The organism is Mesorhizobium sp. M1A.T.Ca.IN.004.03.1.1 (assembly GCF_003997555.1).
GTDB lineage: Bacteria > Pseudomonadota > Alphaproteobacteria > Rhizobiales > Rhizobiaceae > Mesorhizobium.
The window spans coordinates 295,605-310,530 of the sequence record NZ_RZTV01000005.1 but is presented as its reverse complement, the minus strand read 5'-3'; the positions used below and the strand labels follow the sequence as shown (position 1 = coordinate 310,530).

16 protein-coding genes are annotated in these 14,926 nt (G+C 63.3%); 5 read left to right on the top strand and 11 right to left on the bottom strand.

The window, feature by feature from the left end:
- Positions 1-36 precede the first annotated feature (36 nt).
- Positions 37-219, bottom strand: a complete 183-nt coding sequence (locus EOD29_RS18590; protein WP_164746949.1) for a hypothetical protein — start codon at positions 217-219, stop codon at positions 37-39.
- A gap of 341 nt (positions 220-560) precedes the next feature.
- Between EOD29_RS18590 and EOD29_RS18585 the strand changes: the two genes are divergently transcribed.
- Positions 561-1,376 (top strand): glycosyltransferase family 2 protein, encoded by an 816-nt coding sequence (locus EOD29_RS18585; protein ID WP_067323482.1) that lies wholly within the window; start codon positions 561-563, stop codon positions 1,374-1,376.
- 103 nt (positions 1,377-1,479) lie between these two features.
- Here the strand turns inward: EOD29_RS18585 and EOD29_RS18580 are convergent, their stop codons facing one another.
- Positions 1,480-2,262 (bottom strand): hypothetical protein, encoded by a 783-nt coding sequence (locus EOD29_RS18580; protein WP_164763782.1) that lies wholly within the window; start codon positions 2,260-2,262, stop codon positions 1,480-1,482.
- Between the two features lie 99 nt (positions 2,263-2,361).
- On the opposite strand from EOD29_RS18580, the gene EOD29_RS18575 reads away from it, so the two are divergent.
- Positions 2,362-3,345 (top strand): polysaccharide pyruvyl transferase family protein, encoded by a 984-nt coding sequence (locus EOD29_RS18575; RefSeq protein WP_127247406.1) that lies wholly within the window; start codon positions 2,362-2,364, stop codon positions 3,343-3,345.
- A 48-nt stretch (positions 3,346-3,393) separates the two neighbouring features.
- Here EOD29_RS18575 and EOD29_RS18570 read toward each other — a convergent pair whose 3' ends face one another.
- From EOD29_RS18570 to EOD29_RS18550, 5 genes are all read right to left on the bottom strand, one after another.
- Entirely contained in the window at positions 3,394-4,263 is an 870-nt protein-coding gene (locus tag EOD29_RS18570; protein WP_127247405.1) for an aspartate/glutamate racemase family protein, read from the bottom strand.
- 39 nt (positions 4,264-4,302) lie between these two features.
- Positions 4,303-5,544 carry a D-amino acid dehydrogenase gene (locus tag EOD29_RS18565; RefSeq protein ID WP_127247404.1) on the bottom strand — a complete coding sequence of 414 codons (1,242 nt, stop codon included), beginning with the start codon at positions 5,542-5,544 and terminating at the stop codon, positions 4,303-4,305.
- Positions 5,545-5,822: 278 nt separating this feature from the next.
- A complete protein-coding gene (locus EOD29_RS18560) occupies positions 5,823-6,992 on the bottom strand; it encodes a PLP-dependent aspartate aminotransferase family protein (protein WP_127247403.1) in 1,170 nt (389 codons plus the stop codon).
- Positions 6,989-8,425: a pyridoxal-phosphate dependent enzyme gene (locus EOD29_RS18555; protein ID WP_127216580.1), complete on the bottom strand. Its 1,437-nt coding sequence runs from the start codon at positions 8,423-8,425 to the stop codon at positions 6,989-6,991. Before EOD29_RS18555 ends, EOD29_RS18560 begins: the two co-directional genes overlap by 4 nt.
- A 274-nt stretch (positions 8,426-8,699) precedes the next feature.
- Positions 8,700-8,885, bottom strand: coding sequence for a hypothetical protein (locus EOD29_RS18550; RefSeq protein ID WP_067323495.1), 186 nt, complete (start codon positions 8,883-8,885; stop codon positions 8,700-8,702).
- Positions 8,886-9,192: 307 nt separating this feature from the next.
- On the opposite strand from EOD29_RS18550, the gene EOD29_RS18545 reads away from it, so the two are divergent.
- From EOD29_RS18545 to EOD29_RS18535, 3 genes are all read left to right on the top strand, one after another.
- On the top strand, positions 9,193-9,555 hold the full coding sequence (locus EOD29_RS18545) for a septal ring lytic transglycosylase RlpA family protein (RefSeq protein WP_066991454.1): 363 nt from the start codon (positions 9,193-9,195) through the stop codon (positions 9,553-9,555).
- A 234-nt stretch (positions 9,556-9,789) separates the two neighbouring features.
- Positions 9,790-11,067, top strand: a complete 1,278-nt coding sequence (locus tag EOD29_RS18540) for a polyhydroxyalkanoate depolymerase (RefSeq protein ID WP_127247402.1) — start codon at positions 9,790-9,792, stop codon at positions 11,065-11,067.
- 240 nt (positions 11,068-11,307) lie between these two features.
- Positions 11,308-11,925, top strand: a complete 618-nt coding sequence (locus EOD29_RS18535) for a transglutaminase-like cysteine peptidase (protein WP_066991460.1) — start codon at positions 11,308-11,310, stop codon at positions 11,923-11,925.
- Between the two features lie 10 nt (positions 11,926-11,935).
- Here EOD29_RS18535 and EOD29_RS18530 read toward each other — a convergent pair whose 3' ends face one another.
- From EOD29_RS18530 to EOD29_RS18515, 4 genes are all read right to left on the bottom strand, one after another.
- Positions 11,936-12,298 (bottom strand): helix-turn-helix transcriptional regulator, encoded by a 363-nt coding sequence (locus EOD29_RS18530; RefSeq protein ID WP_066991880.1) that lies wholly within the window; start codon positions 12,296-12,298, stop codon positions 11,936-11,938.
- Between the two features lie 25 nt (positions 12,299-12,323).
- Positions 12,324-12,848 carry a Smr/MutS family protein gene (locus EOD29_RS18525; protein WP_067323498.1) on the bottom strand — a complete coding sequence of 175 codons (525 nt, stop codon included), beginning with the start codon at positions 12,846-12,848 and terminating at the stop codon, positions 12,324-12,326.
- Entirely contained in the window at positions 12,845-13,951 is a 1,107-nt protein-coding gene (locus EOD29_RS18520) for a murein transglycosylase A (RefSeq protein ID WP_127247401.1), read from the bottom strand. The genes EOD29_RS18525 and EOD29_RS18520 overlap by 4 nt, the downstream gene beginning before the upstream one ends.
- 131 nt (positions 13,952-14,082) lie before the next feature.
- On the bottom strand, positions 14,083-14,790 hold the full coding sequence (locus tag EOD29_RS18515) for a Tim44/TimA family putative adaptor protein (protein ID WP_066991466.1): 708 nt from the start codon (positions 14,788-14,790) through the stop codon (positions 14,083-14,085).
- Positions 14,791-14,926 lie beyond the last annotated feature (136 nt).

Below are 14,926 nucleotides of genomic sequence, written 5' to 3'. Positions count from 1 at the left end.
CGTGCACGGAATACCGCGACCCTCTTGCCGGGTCGCCTACTTCACCGAGCTGGTGACGGTCCGGTCGATGACGACGTGATCGCGGTCGTTGCCGGCAAGCGCGCCGATGATCAGCAGGCTGACGATGATCGGGACGAACAGGATCGCCACACGCGCCTGCACGTAGAAGATGGCGCGCCATTCATTGCGCTTTTCGGGGCTGTCGTTCATCGCGCTCACTCTGTCCTGCCTCCCGAAGCGGGACATAGTAGCGAAGCGTTAAGCAACCTTTTCCGCAAACGTTAACCGGCGGATTTCGAACAGGCCAATCTGCCAATCGGTGGTCGACTGGTCGGCCAGTCGCCTTGGCACTTTGCCGATCAGATATTCCGAAAATAAGCGAATTCTAATTACATTGACGATGGCGGTTTAACGTCAATAGAAAGGAGGTGGGTTCTTGGTGGGGTGCGGGGAATGCTTGGGGAGACGGTGCGCGCAATATTTGCGCGCGGAAGACTGCGTTGTTGCAGTCGTATCCGAAACAGTTTTGATCAACGCGAAGAAGCGGCTGGGGTATTTTCATGACCCCCGCCGGATCTGTATCGGTTTCGGTGATCGTCAATACTTACAATTGGCCAGGGGCGCTGAAGCTCAGTCTCCAGTCGCTCGCCTCCCAAACCGACCGCTGCTTCGAGGTGATCATCGCTGACGACGGATCGCGCCAAGACACGGCCGATGTGATCAAGCTCTTTACCGACTCCGCCTCGATCCCAGTCAGGCACGTCTGGCACGAAGACATCGGCTTTCGCCGTTCCGCAATCCTGAACAAGGCGATAGGCGAGGCGTGCGGCCCCTATTTGATCTTCGTCGACGGAGACTGCATTCTGCAGCCCGACTTCGTTGCCCAGCATCGGGCGCTTGCCAAGCCGAACTACGTCATCACCGGCAGCCGCATTCTGCTCAGCCAGGAATTCAGCAAGCAATTGCTGGCGGCAGGGACGTGGAACTACCGAGCATTCCGCCGGAATATCCTGCGGCACCGGTTGAAAGGCGACATTTCCAAGATCGTCGCGTTTTTCGTGCGGCTGCCCTGGCGGACGATGTCGGATTATCGTTCCTTCGTCTTCCGGCGCATTAAGGGCTGCAATCTCGCCTGTTGGAAAAGCGATGCGCTGTCGGTCGGCGGCTTCGACGAGACCTTCACAGGCTGGGGTTATGAAGATGCCGACTTCGTTTTCCGGTTGCAGGACAAGGGCATCATCCGGCGCGCCGGCACCTGGGCGACCGAGGTGCTGCATATCTGGCACAAGCCTGCCGATCCGAGCCGCGCTGCCACGAACCAGAAGGTAGTGCTCGATAGAATAGAGGCTGCCCGCCTTCGCAACAAAGCGGCGTGACGAATGCTGCCCTAGGATCGGACTCCAAAGGGCTTGGATATCGGGCACGATAAAACAATCGCTTGGAGCGCGTTAAAGGCCGTTTTCAACAAGCGACCCATTTTCAAACGCCAAACTTGGTATAAAGCTGTGCCAGCGGCGAACCAGCCGGTGGCGGTGTGTGCTTTACATCGCGCAGCTTCTCGTTCCACAGATGCAAGGTCAGTGTCTGCTCACTCAGAACCGCGTCTAGCGAGAACGTCGGATCATAGACCGCCTGCGCTTGGCGATAATCGAGCGGATAAAAGACTCCTCGTGGCAGTGCCGACTCAAACCGTCCATGCTTGCGGGCCAGCGCCGTTATCGCGCCAGGGCCGTACGTTCCCCAGGGGAGGTCGGCTGGGCGCACCGGCAGGCCAATGAAGTTCTTGAACCGGGCCATGCGCGCTCCCCGCTTGCGCGTCCAAGGCGGAAAGTAGTTGTTGCAGAAAAGGCCCTCCAGCTCGGCCGTCATCGGCAGACCGGCATCGAGGTAAAGGACGGCGCCGTTGATGAGAGTCGCGCTCTCAAGACCGAACAAGCAATCTCCGTCAATGTTCACCTTCTTGAGGCAAACCACGTCGAGGTCGGACCACAGCCCGCCATCGATCAGCTGAAGCCGGTAGCGGAAGTAGTCGGAGGCGAGCGCATAAGAGCCGGTCTCCCGATGCCGTAGACGCTTCATGCTGGCAAAGGGAACAGTGAGCTCGGCGTCGATCAGATCGACTTCGGCCGGCACGTTTGCAACAGGGTTGTAAACATGCAGGCGCACGGCGTGTCCGCAGGCCAGCCAGGAGGCTATCGACAGCAATTCAACACGACCGAGTCTGTCGCCAATCCAAAGCATGTTCACTGCAGGAGCAGCCATGTTGCCCGCCTTCTCGTGTTTCTCTATGCGACGCAGAGGGGCGCCTCCCGACTTGCAGGAGGCGGCTGTCTTAATTGATCTCGAGAGAAACTCAATCGTATGTCGTTGCTCAGCCGCAAATGCCGGTCCTTTAAGCGTCGTCACAGATTGCTGAGGCGCACCGCCGCCTCGCCTATTTCGCTTGTTTGGTGGGGAAGTTTCGAAGGCGGCGGCGGGGCGACTGTCGGCGATCTGCATGCGGTAGAAAACCTATCGGCGGCGCTACGCCGGGCCGGCCATGACCATCAAGTTCTGAGCCATCCGGCCTTGGGCATTGTGGACCACTGCCAGGTGAGGGACCTGTTCGACGTGCGCCGCGAAATCGAAACGCTAGTGTTCGTCTGCGGCCCCATCGTTCAGACCGACGAATTGGTAGACCTGCTAGCGGTGCACCGGAAAGCGAGGAAGCTCGCGGTTGGCGTCAGCGTCATTTCCCGGCACCGGCAGATGGCTGCCCGCTTCGAAGCCGTGCTGGCGCGCGACGGCCTATCAAGACAATCCTTCGATCTCGCCATTTCGCGTTCTCTGCCTTGCGCGGCACCTGAGCCCGGCAAGCGGCTGAAGGCTGGACTGTGCTTGCGTGGCGACCAGCGGGATTACGGCGACGGCATGACCGAATGGGCGAAAGCTGAGCGTCTTTTGTTGCAACTTGCCGAAACCTTCGGTCTCGATACCGAGCCGATCGACACAGTGTTGAGGCCCGGGAATGAGGCAACAAAGATCGAGCAACAGTTCGAGACCGTTGACCTGGTACTGACAACGCGGCTGCACGGCTCGCTCTATGGGCTTTCAAAAGGCAAGCCGGTGATCGCCATCGACCAGATCAAGGGAACGGGTAAGGTGAAACCGATTCTCGACCGCATCGGCTGGCCGCTCGCTTACTCGATCGAGGAAGCCAATGAAGCTCTGCTCGCCTACCAGATGCGCCAGGTCCTGACCGAATGGCCAGTCGAGATGGTCACCAGTTCGCAGGCAACGATCTTGGACCTGTCTTCCATGGCTCGGGCCGATGCCGTGGCGCTGATTGGTCGGAATAAGGGATAGCACCGAGCACAAACGCTCAAAGAAGGGGCTAGCCTTCCTGGCATGCTGTCAAAGGGCGGTCGGCTCTGGTCGGCGGGTGGAAGGAACAACGGGCAACGCGAACAGCCGGCCGCCGGAAGGCACGACGTCGTCGATGCCGGCGAGCCGCAGGCAGTGCCAGGCCATGGCGTGGTTGGACGAGGTGACGGGAATGCCGATGCGCCGTTCGAGATCCGCCACCGCCTCGGCGACGCGCAGGCTGGTGCAGGAGATGAAGATCGCGTCCACGCCGGGCGCCGCCGCCATGCGCTCGGCCGCGGCCTCGATCGAGGCGAGCGAGATGCGGGCCGCCTCGCGGTCGTCGCGCCGGTCGAAAGTGGCGACGGCGGCAATGTCGAGGCCGCGTCCGGTGAAATAGGTGACGAGGCCGTGGTTGATCTCGGGGGCATAAGGCGTCAGCAGGCCGATGCCCTTGGCGCCGAGCGCCTTGAAGGCGGCAAGCGCGCCCGTCACCGGCGTGGTGCAGGCGACGCCCGGCCGCGCCTTCCTGATCTCGGCGAAGACGGCTTCCTCGCCGAGCGTCATGGTGGCCGAGGTGCAGCCGAAGCCGACGACGTCGAGTGGGATGCTGGGCAGGATGAGGTCGACGGTCGGCGCGATGCGCGGGCCGATGGCGCGCAGCGTGTCGGGGGTGATGTCGTTGTCGTTGAAGAGGCGGGCCTCGTAGAAGGCGACGCCCGGAATGCGCACCAACGCGCGGAACTCATGCTCCAGCGTCTGGTCGGTGGCGAGGATCGCAAGCCCGATCGCCGCGCGCGAGGCAAGGCCGCCGTCGAGTTCGGACGGCAGCACGCCCAGATCGACCGGCTTGGGATCGACCGGCTTGGGATCGACCGGTCCCGAAGATTGAGGGCGGGTAGCAGCCGCGCTGATAGACATGGCATTCCCTTTCTTGGCCGATCCCCCGGGATCATGCTCTCAATTCAAAAGACCGTCCATCGAGATGGCCGGTTTGCGGCCGGCGATCAGGTCGGCGGTGATGCGCGCCGAGCCATGCGACATGGTCCAGCCGATATGGCCGTGCCCGGTGTTGAGATAGAGATTGCCGAGGCGGCGGCACCCGAATTCGGGCAGATTGTTCGGCGTCATCGGCCTCAAGCCCGCCCACATCTCGGCGCGGTCATAGTCGGCGCCCTCGGGATAAAGCTCCCGCGTCACGCCCTTCATGAAGGCGAAATCGGCCGGCCTGTGGCTGGTGTCGTAGCCGGCGAATTCCGCCGTCGCGGTGACGCGCAGCCGGTCACCGAAGCGCGACACGGCGACCAGATTGTGCTCGTCGATCGCCGCTATGGTCGGCGGCCGAGGCTGGTTGCCGATCGGAATGGTCAGCGAATAACCCTTGATCGGGTAGATCGGCAGGTTGATCCCGACCGTCTTCGCGATCAGCGGGCTGTAGGAGCCGAGCGCCAGCACATAGGCGTCGCCCTTGACGCTGCCCTTGTCGGTCAGCACCTGTGCGACGCGATCGCCCGAGGTCTCGATGCCGGTGATGGTCGTGCCGGTACGGATCTCGCCGCCGCGCTCGGCGACCTTCGCGGCAAGCGCCCGGGTGAACTTCGCCGGGTCACCGGTTTCGTCGGTCGGGCAATGGATGCCGCCGGCGATCTTTTCCCGCGCGGAAGCCAGCGACGGGTCGAGCGCGACGATGGCGTCGCGGTCAAGCACCTTGATCAGCTGGCCGTCTGATTCCAGCAGCCGCATGTGCTCGACGCCTTTATCGAGCGCCTGCTGGCTGCGATAGAAATAGAGAATGCCGCGACCGTTGCGGTCGTAGTCGATCTGCTCGTCGGCAATCACCTCGTGCAGCACGCTCTGCGAATAGACGGCAAGCCGATGCTTGAGCAGCGTGTTGCGCCTGGCCTTCTCGGCCGTGCATTCCATCAGGAACAGCCATGACCAGCTGTAAAGCCTCGGATCGGCCGACAGCTTGAAGCGCAGCGCCTGATCCTTCAGCACCAGCGATTTCAACAGGATTAATGGCGCCCTGGGCGACGACCAGACGAAGGAATGTCCCGGCGCAATCATGCCGGCATTGCCCCAGCTGGTCTCGGCGGCGACTTGGCTCTGGCGCTCGAGGACGACCACCTCGTGCCCGTCCTTCTGCAACTGATAGGCGGTGGTGACGCCGACAACGCCGCCACCCAACACGATCACGCGCATCACGCCTCCGGAGATCGCATGTTGGCAGGCAGTTTAGTCGGTGGATTGCGGTCTGCAATGGCACAGGCACCGAGATGTCGGCGGGACAGCGCCCCTCTCTGGCCTGTCGGCCATCTCCCCCTCAAGGGGGCAGATCAGATGTCACGGCGGCTTTCGCAAATTACCGGCGTTGCAGCAAGGGTGAGGCGATGAAACAGCCAATCTCCCCCCTCGTGGGGGAGATGTCCGGCAGGACAGAGGGGGCGCGAAGGATCACAACGATTGATCCTCGAAGGCACTCACCCCCGCAACGCCTGCTCCAGATCCGCGATCAGATCATCGCCATCCTCGATACCGGCCGACAGCCGCACCAGCGAATCCGATATCCCGATCGCCCCGCGCTTTTCCGCGGGGATCGAGCCGTGCGTCATCAGCGCCGGATGCTCGATCAGGCTTTCGACGCCGCCGAGGCTTTCGGCGAGCGTGAAAAGCTGCGTGCGTTCGAGGAAGCGTTTGGTGCCGGCGAGGTCGCGGTCGAGGTCGACCGAGATCATGCCGCCGAAGGCGTGCATCTGGCGCTTGGCGATCTCGTGCTGCGGGTGGCTCGCCAGCCCGGGATAGACGACGCGGCGCACGTCCTTGCGGGCTTCCAGCCACTGCGCGATCTTCAGGCCGTTGGCGGAATGGCGCTGCATCCGAAGCGCCAAGGTCTTGATACCGCGCAGCGCCAGAAAACTGTCGAACGGGCCGGAAATGGCGCCGATGGCGTTCTGCAGGAACTTCAGCCGATCGGCGAGGTCCTTGTTGTCGCCGACGACCGCGACGCCGCCGACCATGTCGGAATGGCCGTTCAAGTATTTCGTCGTCGAGTGGACGACGATGTCGATGCCGAGCTCCAGCGGCCGCTGGATGTAGGGGCTGGCAAAAGTGTTGTCGGCGACAGTCAGCAGGCCTTTGCGCCTGGCCAGCGCCGCCAGGCCTTCGAGGTCGACGACGCGCAGCAGCGGATTGGTCGGCGTCTCGACCCAGAGCAGCTTTGTCTCCGAGCGGATCGCACTCTCGACGGCGGCGAGATCGGTGAAGTCGGCGAAGCTGACCTGCAGGCCGGCGGAACGCTTACGCACCCGCTCCATGAGCCGGAACGAGCCGCCATAGATGTCGTCGGTGGCCACCACATGGGCGCCGGCGTCGAAAAGCTCCAGCACCGTGGCTATCGCGGCCAGGCCTGAGGCGAAGGCGAAGGCCGCGGTGCCGCTTTCGAGGTCGGCGACGGCCCGTTCGAAGGCGAAGCGCGTCGGGTTCTGGCTGCGAGCATACTCAAAACCCTTGTGCACGCCGGGTGACTGCTGGCCATAGGTGGAGGTGGCGTAGATCGGCACCATCACCGCGCCGGTCAGCGGATCGTGGCTCTGGCCGCCATGGATGGTGCGAGTGGAAAAGGCCAGGCGGTTCTTGCCGTTCGAAGTCATTTTGCGCGACGCCTCAGATGGTTGATCAGGTCGATACGGGTGATCAGGCCGATGAATTCGTCGCCCTCGAAGACGATGGCGACCTCGTTGCGGTCGAAGACGGGGAGCAGCGCGTCGAGCGTCTGGCTGGCCTGCAGCGTGTGCAGGTTCGAGGTCATGGCCGTGCGCACCGGGGCGTTGAAGCGATCCCAGCGGCCGTCATAGGGGCCGTCGACCTTGGCCAGGATATCGCTCTCGTCGACGATGCCGACGAGCTTGCCGTCATCCAGCACCGGTAGCTGCGAGACATCGGAGCGGCGCATGCGGCCATAGGCGTTGAGCAGGGTTTCCTCGGGGCCAACGGTCACGATGTCACCAGTGCGCGGCGAGCGCATGACGAGGTCGCGCAGGTCGCCGTGCTGCTCTTGGTCGGCCAAGCCCTGCTCGGCGAGCCAGATGTCGTCGAAGACCTTCGACAGATATTTGTTGCCGCTGTCGCAGACGAGGGTGACCACGCGTTTGGCCGTCGTCTGATCGCGGCAGTAGCGCAGTGCCGCCGACAGAAGCGTGCCGGAGGACGAGCCGGCCAGGATGCCTTCCTTGGACAGCAGGTCGCGCACCGCCAGCATGCTCTGCTTGTCGGGGATGGAATAGGCTTTCTTGACCAGCGACAGATCGGCATTGGGCGGCACGAAATCCTCGCCGATGCCTTCGACGGTCCAGCTGCCGGCCTCTGTCATCTTGCCGGTCTTGATCAACGGCGCCAGCACCGAGCCGACCGGATCGGCAAGCACCATCTCGGTCTTCGGCGAATGCTTCGCGAAAAAGCGGCCGACACCGGTGAGCGTGCCGCCGGAACCGACGCCGACCACCACCGCGTCGACATCGCCTTCGAGTTGCGAAAAGATTTCCGGGCCGGTGGTGCTTTCGTGCGCCAGCGGATTGGCGGGATTGGCGAACTGGTTGGCATAGAAGGCGCCGGGAATTTCGGCGGCGATCTTCTCGGCCATGTCCTGGTAATATTCGGGATGGCCCTTGCCGACATCGGAGCGGGTCATGCGCACCTCGGCGCCCAGAGCGCGCAGATGCTGGATCTTCTCGCGCGACATCTTGTCGGGCACGACGAGGATGATGCGGTAGCCCTTGGGAATGCCGACCTGGGCGAGGCCGAGGCCGGTGTTGCCGGCGGTGGCCTCGACGATGGTGCCGCCGCGCTTCAGCCTGCCATCCTTCTCGGCGGCCGCGATCATCGACAGCGCGATGCGGTCCTTGATCGAGCCACCGGGATTCTGGCTCTCGAGCTTGATGAACAGCCGGCACTTGCCGGTATCGAATTTGGTGAGCTCGACCACCGGCGTCTGGCCGATCAGGTCGAGCACGGAGGCGTAAGGCGGACGCAACCGCGACAAAGCGCTTTCCGCGCCGTCCGGCGCCGCTTTCCTGTGCACGCTCATCTCGGACCCTCCATGGGAAGCAGTTCCGACGGGATCGGCCGTCACCAGTCTGCGCATGATGCCGCCGAACGCCATGCCGGGTTCGCAGATCACACGCTGTTGTCTTTTCCAGCCCTTTTCATCCGGAAAGAAGATAGATCGTGCCATTCCGGCGACGAGTGGCGGAATGGAATTTCACGGGCGGCGGGGTCGTTGCGTGGCTGTCAAGGTTGAAACGACGCCATCAAGGCGCCGTCCGTCCAAGCGGACGCGCGGCGCCATCTTGCCGGTCGGATCAAACGCTCGGGCGGTTTGCCCAACGGAGGCCGAGCAGGCCGAGCAGCGTGGTGACGAGCCCGATATAGAGCCATTCCCTCTGGCCGGTCATGAAGCTGCCTTGGACCAGCCCAAGCCCTTGCAGCGACCACAGCACGCCGATCGCCAGCACGATCAGCGCCAGTAAATTCCTGATCAGTCGCATCGGCGAGATCCCCGCGCAAAGTCGATCCTTCACCGGAATGCGCGCGCAGTAAAGGAGCGGAAGGAAGCGAAGCAATCGCTTCCGCTTTTACTTGCGCCCCGAGGGCCGTTCCTACTCGCGACTTCCTGCGAAACCGGGTCGGTCTCCATGAAGAATACGCTGGCGCTCGCGGGAGATGTCATGACAAACTGTGTCGCGGCGACTCCAAACGTGTGCCTTTGCCATGGAACCGCCAGACGCTTGCCGCATTTCATGCCTCATTCGGCACTTACGGCGGGTTGTCTATAACGGAGCCCACCCCTAAAAGATGAATAAAACCAACCGCACCGCGCTTGTCGCGGCAACGATCGCGGCTGGCCTGATGGCTGGCGCCTCTTCCGCCTCTTCAGCCGCCGCACAATGCGGCCGCGCTTCCTGGTACGCGCTGCATTCCAGAACCGCCTCCGGCGAGCGCATGAACCCCGCCGCGCTGACTGCAGCGCACCGCAGCTTGCCGTTCGGCACCAAGCTCAGGGTCACCAACAAGAACAACGGCCGCAGCGTCGTCGTGCGCATCAACGATCGCGGCCCGTTCGTCCGGGGCCGCGTGCTCGACCTCTCCCGCGGCGCCGCCACCCAGCTCGGCTTCATCGGCTCGGGCCACACCGCAGTCTGCATGGCGCGCGTTTAAGATGTCGGTGTCCGGCAAGAGGGAGCCGGACATATTTCCTACACATTGCGGCAGCGCACAGTGAGCCGGCTCCGCCATACGTGGCGAGTTTTCAACAGTTTGGACCAAAGCAGCATTCGTCACTCCAATTGACGTATTGCATCGCAACAATATCTTGTTAACCTCACTGCGAGACATTCAAGGCTCGGCGCTGCTCGTCGGCCCTTTGGTCGTCAGGCAGCAGCGGGGTTCTTGATGTTCTACCAGCTCTACGAACTGAACCATGCGGCGCTGCAGCCCGCCCGCCTTTACGCAGATGCGGTGCGGTTCTTCTATTCGAACCCGCTCAATCCGGTTTCGCATACGGCGCTCGGCCGCTCGGTCGCGGCAGCCGCGGAACTCTTCGAGCGCACGACGCGCCGCTACGGCAAGCCTGAATTCGGCCTCACCAAGGCGGTGGTCGACTGGAAGAGCGTCGACGTCGCCGAACGAACCGTGTGGTCGAAGCCGTTCTGCAACCTCGTCCGCTTCGAGCGCCAGCTTCCCGCGGACCGCAAGCCCGATCCGAAGCTACTGATCGTGGCGCCGATGTCCGGCCATTATGCGACGCTGCTGCGCGGCACGGTCGAGGCGATGCTTCCTCACGCCGACGTGCACATCACCGACTGGGTCGACGCGCGCATGGTGCCGCTGTCGCAGGGCAGCTTCGATCTCGACGACTATATCGACTATGTCATCGAGATGTTCCACGCGCTGGGTCCCGATACCCATGTGATGGCAGTCTGCCAGCCCTCGGTGCCGGTGCTGGCGGCGGTGGCGCTGATGGAAAAGCGCGGCGACCCCTTCGTGCCGTCGACCATGACGCTGATGGGCGGGCCGATCGACACCCGCCGCAATCCGACCGCAGTCAATCTGCTCGCCGGGGAAAAGGGCACCGACTGGTTCCGCGAGAACGTCATCATGCAGGCGCCCTGGCCGGTGCCCGGCTTCGGCCGCGATGTCTATCCCGGTTTCCTGCAGCTTTCGGGCTTCATGAGCATGAATCTCGATCGCCACATCATCGCCCACAAGGACTTTTTCATGCACCTTGTGAAAAACGACGGCGACAGCGCCGAGAAGCACCGTGACTTCTATGACGAATATCTGGCGGTGATGGACCTGACGGCGGAGTTCTACCTGCAGACGGTCGATACGGTGTTCGTCCGCCACGCCTTGCCGAAGGGCGAGATGACGCATCGCGGCGAGGCCGTCGATCCCCAGGCGATCCGCAATGTCGCGCTGTTCACCGTCGAGGGCGAGAACGACGACATTTCCGGGCTCGGCCAGACCCAGGCCGCGCATGAGCTTTGCGTGAACATCCCGGCCGACCGCCAAGCCCACTACATGCAGCCGGCCGTCGGCCATTACGGCGTCTTCAACGGCTCGCGGTTCCGGTCGGAGATCGTGCCGCGCATTCTGGACTTCATCTCCAGCTACGGCCGCCAGACCCGCCTGGCGGCGAAGCCGAAGCTGGTCCGTTCCGCCAAGAGCTGAGCGGGAAGCGGACGCAACTCGGCGCCGCTCAAAAGCGCGTGACCTTTCCGTGCAACCAATGTTCAGGGCTGACCGGCGACGGGCGGGTTCTTGAGTCGTCCCAGGCCGCTGTTGCCAAACTGCCGCTATGCGGGCCTGGCGGGTAACCATGCCACCAAACTAGCCGTTGTCTTCAATTGACACGGACTGTAAATCCCCCTTAACGTTTCGTTAATAAACAAGGGCGGACCCCGGGGGACAATGACTTCCTCACCGATGGCGCGGATGCTGCGTTTGTGTGCAGTCGCAGGGCTGGCGATCTCGGCCCACTGGGCGGTTCCGGCATGGGCTGCCGGCGCCATGGCCACCGGCGGCCTGACCTCGCAGCCGATCGGACATTATGATTTCTGCAAGACGCATCCGAGCGAATGCAACATTCGCCCGGCCAATCTCGCGCCGGCCAAGCTGACCGATGCTCTGTGGCGCAAGCTGATCAACGTGACCGCCAAGGTCAACGCCGCCGTCAAGCCGATGAGCGATCTCGACAATTACGGCAAGGACGAGGTCTGGACCTATCCGGACAACGGCTTTGGCGACTGCGAGGACTATGTGCTGGAGAAGCGGCGCCAGCTCTACCGCATGGGCATCTCGCTTGCGGATCTCTTGATCACCGTAGTGCGCAAGCCCGACGGCGAAGGCCATTCCGTGCTGACGGTGCGCACCGACAAGGGTGACTACATCCTCGACAATTTGACCGATAAGGTCCAAGCCTGGGACGAGACCGGCTACCGTTATCTCAAGCGCCAGGCGATCGACAACACCGGCCGCTGGGTGTCGATCCGCGATGGCCAGCAGCTGCTGGTCGGCTCGGTGCAGTAGATCTCGGGACCTACCTTCTCAGCGCCGCACGAATCGACGCGCTGAGGCGGCGCAGCTCCGCCTCGTCCAGCTTCTCGATGCTCTCGGCCAGAAGATTGGCCAGTTCGGTCGCGGCCGGCGACAGGCCCGACGTATCGATCCTGACCCGTGGATGCGAGGTTTCGGCGAGGCGGGCAAGGTCCTCGGCGTCGTCCCAGATGATGTTGAAATAGCCGATGATCTTCTGGATCAGCGTCCAGGTCGGCGCGCCGCGGCGGCCATGCTCGAGCGCCGACAGATAGGCGGCGCTGACGCCGATGGCCTGCGCCATCGCCTTCTGGCTGACGCCGCGCTCGGCGCGCAGCGCCCTTAGCCTTTCGCCGAACGGGGTCACAGTTGCGTCCTCATGGCCGGCATCCTCATGCGCGCGTCCGCCTGAGCCGCACATAGAGCGCGCCCGAGCCGCCATGGTTGCGGGCGGCGTGATCGTGGCTCGAGACCAGGTGCCGGAAAGCCGGGGTCGACAGCCAGTGCGGCACCGAGCGGCGCAGGATGCCGTCGCCGCCGGACGATGAGCCCTTGCCGGTGATGACCAGCACATAGCGGATGCCGCCGGCATGGGCGCGGTGCAGGAAGGTGAGGAGCAGCGAATAGGCCTCGTCCTGCGTCATGCCGTGAAGATCGACTCTGCCCTCGATCGGCAGCCGGCCTTTTTTCAGTTTCTCGTGCGTCTGGTCGTCAAGCGAATGCGCGACGTGCTGCGGCTTCGGCTTCGCGGCAGCGGTGGGAACGCCGTTGGCCGGCGTAGGCGCCGGCGCCGGCGTCGGCTCGACAATATCGGGAATCTCGACCGCGGCCTTGCCTTTGAGGGGCCGCGTCGTGCGCGCCACCAGGTTCCACAGGATGCGATCGTCGTCGCTCAGCGTGTCGTGGCGGCGGTTCACGCGTACCCCCTATCGACCAGCCCGCGCGGAACCAGCGCATAGAAGTCGGCGGCGTTGCGCACGACGCCGGCGATCTCGCCCGCGGCATCGCCCGAGCCGGCGAAGAGATCGCCTCGCGCCGCTCCGGTGATGGCCGAGCCGGTGTCCTGCGCGATCATCAGCCGCCGGAACGGTTTTCCGCCGAAGGCGGTGAGCGTCGGCGCAACAATATAGAAGGGCGTGCCGAAGGTGTGCAGCAGCCGGTCGACGGCGACCGAGCGGCCGGGCGTCAGCGGCACCTTGGCGGCGGCGATGGGACCGAGCTCCGGGTCGTCGACCGGCGCCTCACGAAAGAAGATGTAGGAGCGGTTCTGCCAGAGGATCTCGTCGACCCGCTCAGGATGCGCCTTGAACCAGGCGCGGATCGACTGCATCGTCACTTTTTCCAGCGGGATTTCGCCGGTCTCGCTCAAGATCCTGCCCGGCCCGGTGAAGCGCTGGCCGGATTTTGCGGCATAGGTGACGCGGCAGAGCCGACCATCGGTCATCTTCAGCCGCGCCGCTCCCTGCACATGGATGAAGAAGGCATCGACCTTGTCGGCGAGCCAGGCAATCTCGAGGCTCCGCCCGGACAGCGCGCCGCGCTCGATGGCGCCGCGATCGAAATATTCGACCGGACCTGTCGTCGTCGCGCGCGCGAAGGCGAGATAGGGATCCATTCCGAGGGGGCGATTTTTATCGTCGATGTCGACCAGATTGGCGGGACGGGAGAGCAGCGGCACCGTGAACCGCTCCGTCCTCACCGGCGAGGCCTCGACCTCGGGCTCGTAGAAGCCGGTGACGAGGCCGGCGCCGCCGCTTTCGGCCGCCACCAAAGCCGGAGCGAAATGGCGCTCGAAGAAGGACCGCGCATCCGACCGGTTCGCCGGCGAAACGGAGCGCGCCTCAGTATAGGCCTCGGCGAAAGCGGCGAACGCGACGCCGAGCGAACCTGTTCGATAGGGCTTGGTCAGTACGTGGAAAGCCGAACGTTTGAACGCCGCGAAGGCGGCGAGGTGATCATCCTCGTCCCAGCCGGGCAGATCGCCGAAGGATTTTTCCTTGAATGCCGAAGACAGCGACATGACAGCCGCCACCTAGAGCCGGATGATTTCAGGCCGGATCGACCTGAAATCTGAATCCGGCTCCATATTAAAGAGATAGAGCATGATGGCGTCCGAAAACCGCTCCACACTTTTCGGCATCATGCTCTAGGTCAATCTTCTTCTTCCGTGGCGACCAGCTTCCAGTTCGGATCGCGCGACCGGGTATCGCGGAAGAAGGTCCAGACGTCCTTGACTTCGGCGACTTTTTCCGGATCGCCGTCGATGACGGCGCCGACCTTGTCGCGGGTCGCCGAGATCAGCTCGCTGACGATGCGCAGCGTGATATGCGCCTCGGTGCCCTTCATCTCGGCGGCGACGACATCGACCTTGTCGATGCCGACGAAGGAAGACTGGATCTTTTCCGCTTTCGCCTCGCGCTCGCCGATCGCGGCGACGAAGCTGTCATAGACCTCGCGCGACAACAGGTTCTTCAGCGTTTTGCGGTCGCCGTCGGCAAAGGCCATGACGATCATCTCGTAGGCCATCTTGGCGCCATCGATAAAGGTCTTGGGATCGAAGGACGGATCATTGTCCTTGATCGCGCGCAGGCCCTTGTTGAGGTCGCTGTCCGGCTTGGCGAAAGCGTCGATCGCGGCATAGGTCTCCGCCGCCGGTTCCCCCGGCATGCGCTTGCGCGGCAGCGACACCACATTCTCGGACTTCTGCGCCGCGTCCTGCTCGCGCGTGCGGCTTGCCGAATAAGGATCGAAGGGCGGGCGTTCGTTTCCGGTGCGACGGCCCAGCACGTTGCGAAGCTGGAAGAAGATCACAACCGCCGCAATCAAAAAGAAAATCGTGCCGAAGTCGAAGAAACCCATATCTTCCGCCAATTCGATCCCTGTCCAGGCCGGACCACCAGAGCCCCTAGAATGGCGGCGGTCGCATAGCGTTCATTACCCAAAGCATATAGAACGGCGGGCGCAATCATTCAAATCAAAGCCAGCCATACCTATC

Excerpts from the sequence above, each read along its gene's own strand:
- EOD29_RS18555 (WP_127216580.1), bottom strand. The coding sequence starts at position 8,425 with ATGAGCGTGCACAGGAAAGCGGCGCCGGACGGCGCGGAAAGCGCTTTG.
- EOD29_RS18560 (WP_127247403.1), bottom strand. The coding sequence starts at position 6,992 with ATGACTTCGAACGGCAAGAACCGCCTGGCCTTTTCCACTCGCACCATC.
- EOD29_RS18570 (WP_127247405.1), bottom strand. The coding sequence starts at position 4,263 with ATGTCTATCAGCGCGGCTGCTACCCGCCCTCAATCTTCGGGACCGGTC.
- EOD29_RS18580 (WP_164763782.1), bottom strand. The coding sequence starts at position 2,262 with ATGGCTGCTCCTGCAGTGAACATGCTTTGGATTGGCGACAGACTCGGT.
- EOD29_RS18520 (WP_127247401.1), bottom strand. The coding sequence starts at position 13,951 with ATGTCGCTGTCTTCGGCATTCAAGGAAAAATCCTTCGGCGATCTGCCC.
- EOD29_RS18535 (WP_066991460.1), top strand. The coding sequence starts at position 11,308 with ATGACTTCCTCACCGATGGCGCGGATGCTGCGTTTGTGTGCAGTCGCA.
- EOD29_RS18575 (WP_127247406.1), top strand. The coding sequence starts at position 2,362 with ATGTCGTTGCTCAGCCGCAAATGCCGGTCCTTTAAGCGTCGTCACAGA.
- EOD29_RS18515 (WP_066991466.1), bottom strand. The coding sequence starts at position 14,790 with ATGGGTTTCTTCGACTTCGGCACGATTTTCTTTTTGATTGCGGCGGTT.
- EOD29_RS18565 (WP_127247404.1), bottom strand. The coding sequence starts at position 5,544 with ATGCGCGTGATCGTGTTGGGTGGCGGCGTTGTCGGCGTCACCACCGCC.
- EOD29_RS18540 (WP_127247402.1), top strand. The coding sequence starts at position 9,790 with ATGTTCTACCAGCTCTACGAACTGAACCATGCGGCGCTGCAGCCCGCC.
- EOD29_RS18550 (WP_067323495.1), bottom strand. The coding sequence starts at position 8,885 with ATGCGACTGATCAGGAATTTACTGGCGCTGATCGTGCTGGCGATCGGC.
- EOD29_RS18545 (WP_066991454.1), top strand. The coding sequence starts at position 9,193 with ATGAATAAAACCAACCGCACCGCGCTTGTCGCGGCAACGATCGCGGCT.
- EOD29_RS18585 (WP_067323482.1), top strand. The coding sequence starts at position 561 with ATGACCCCCGCCGGATCTGTATCGGTTTCGGTGATCGTCAATACTTAC.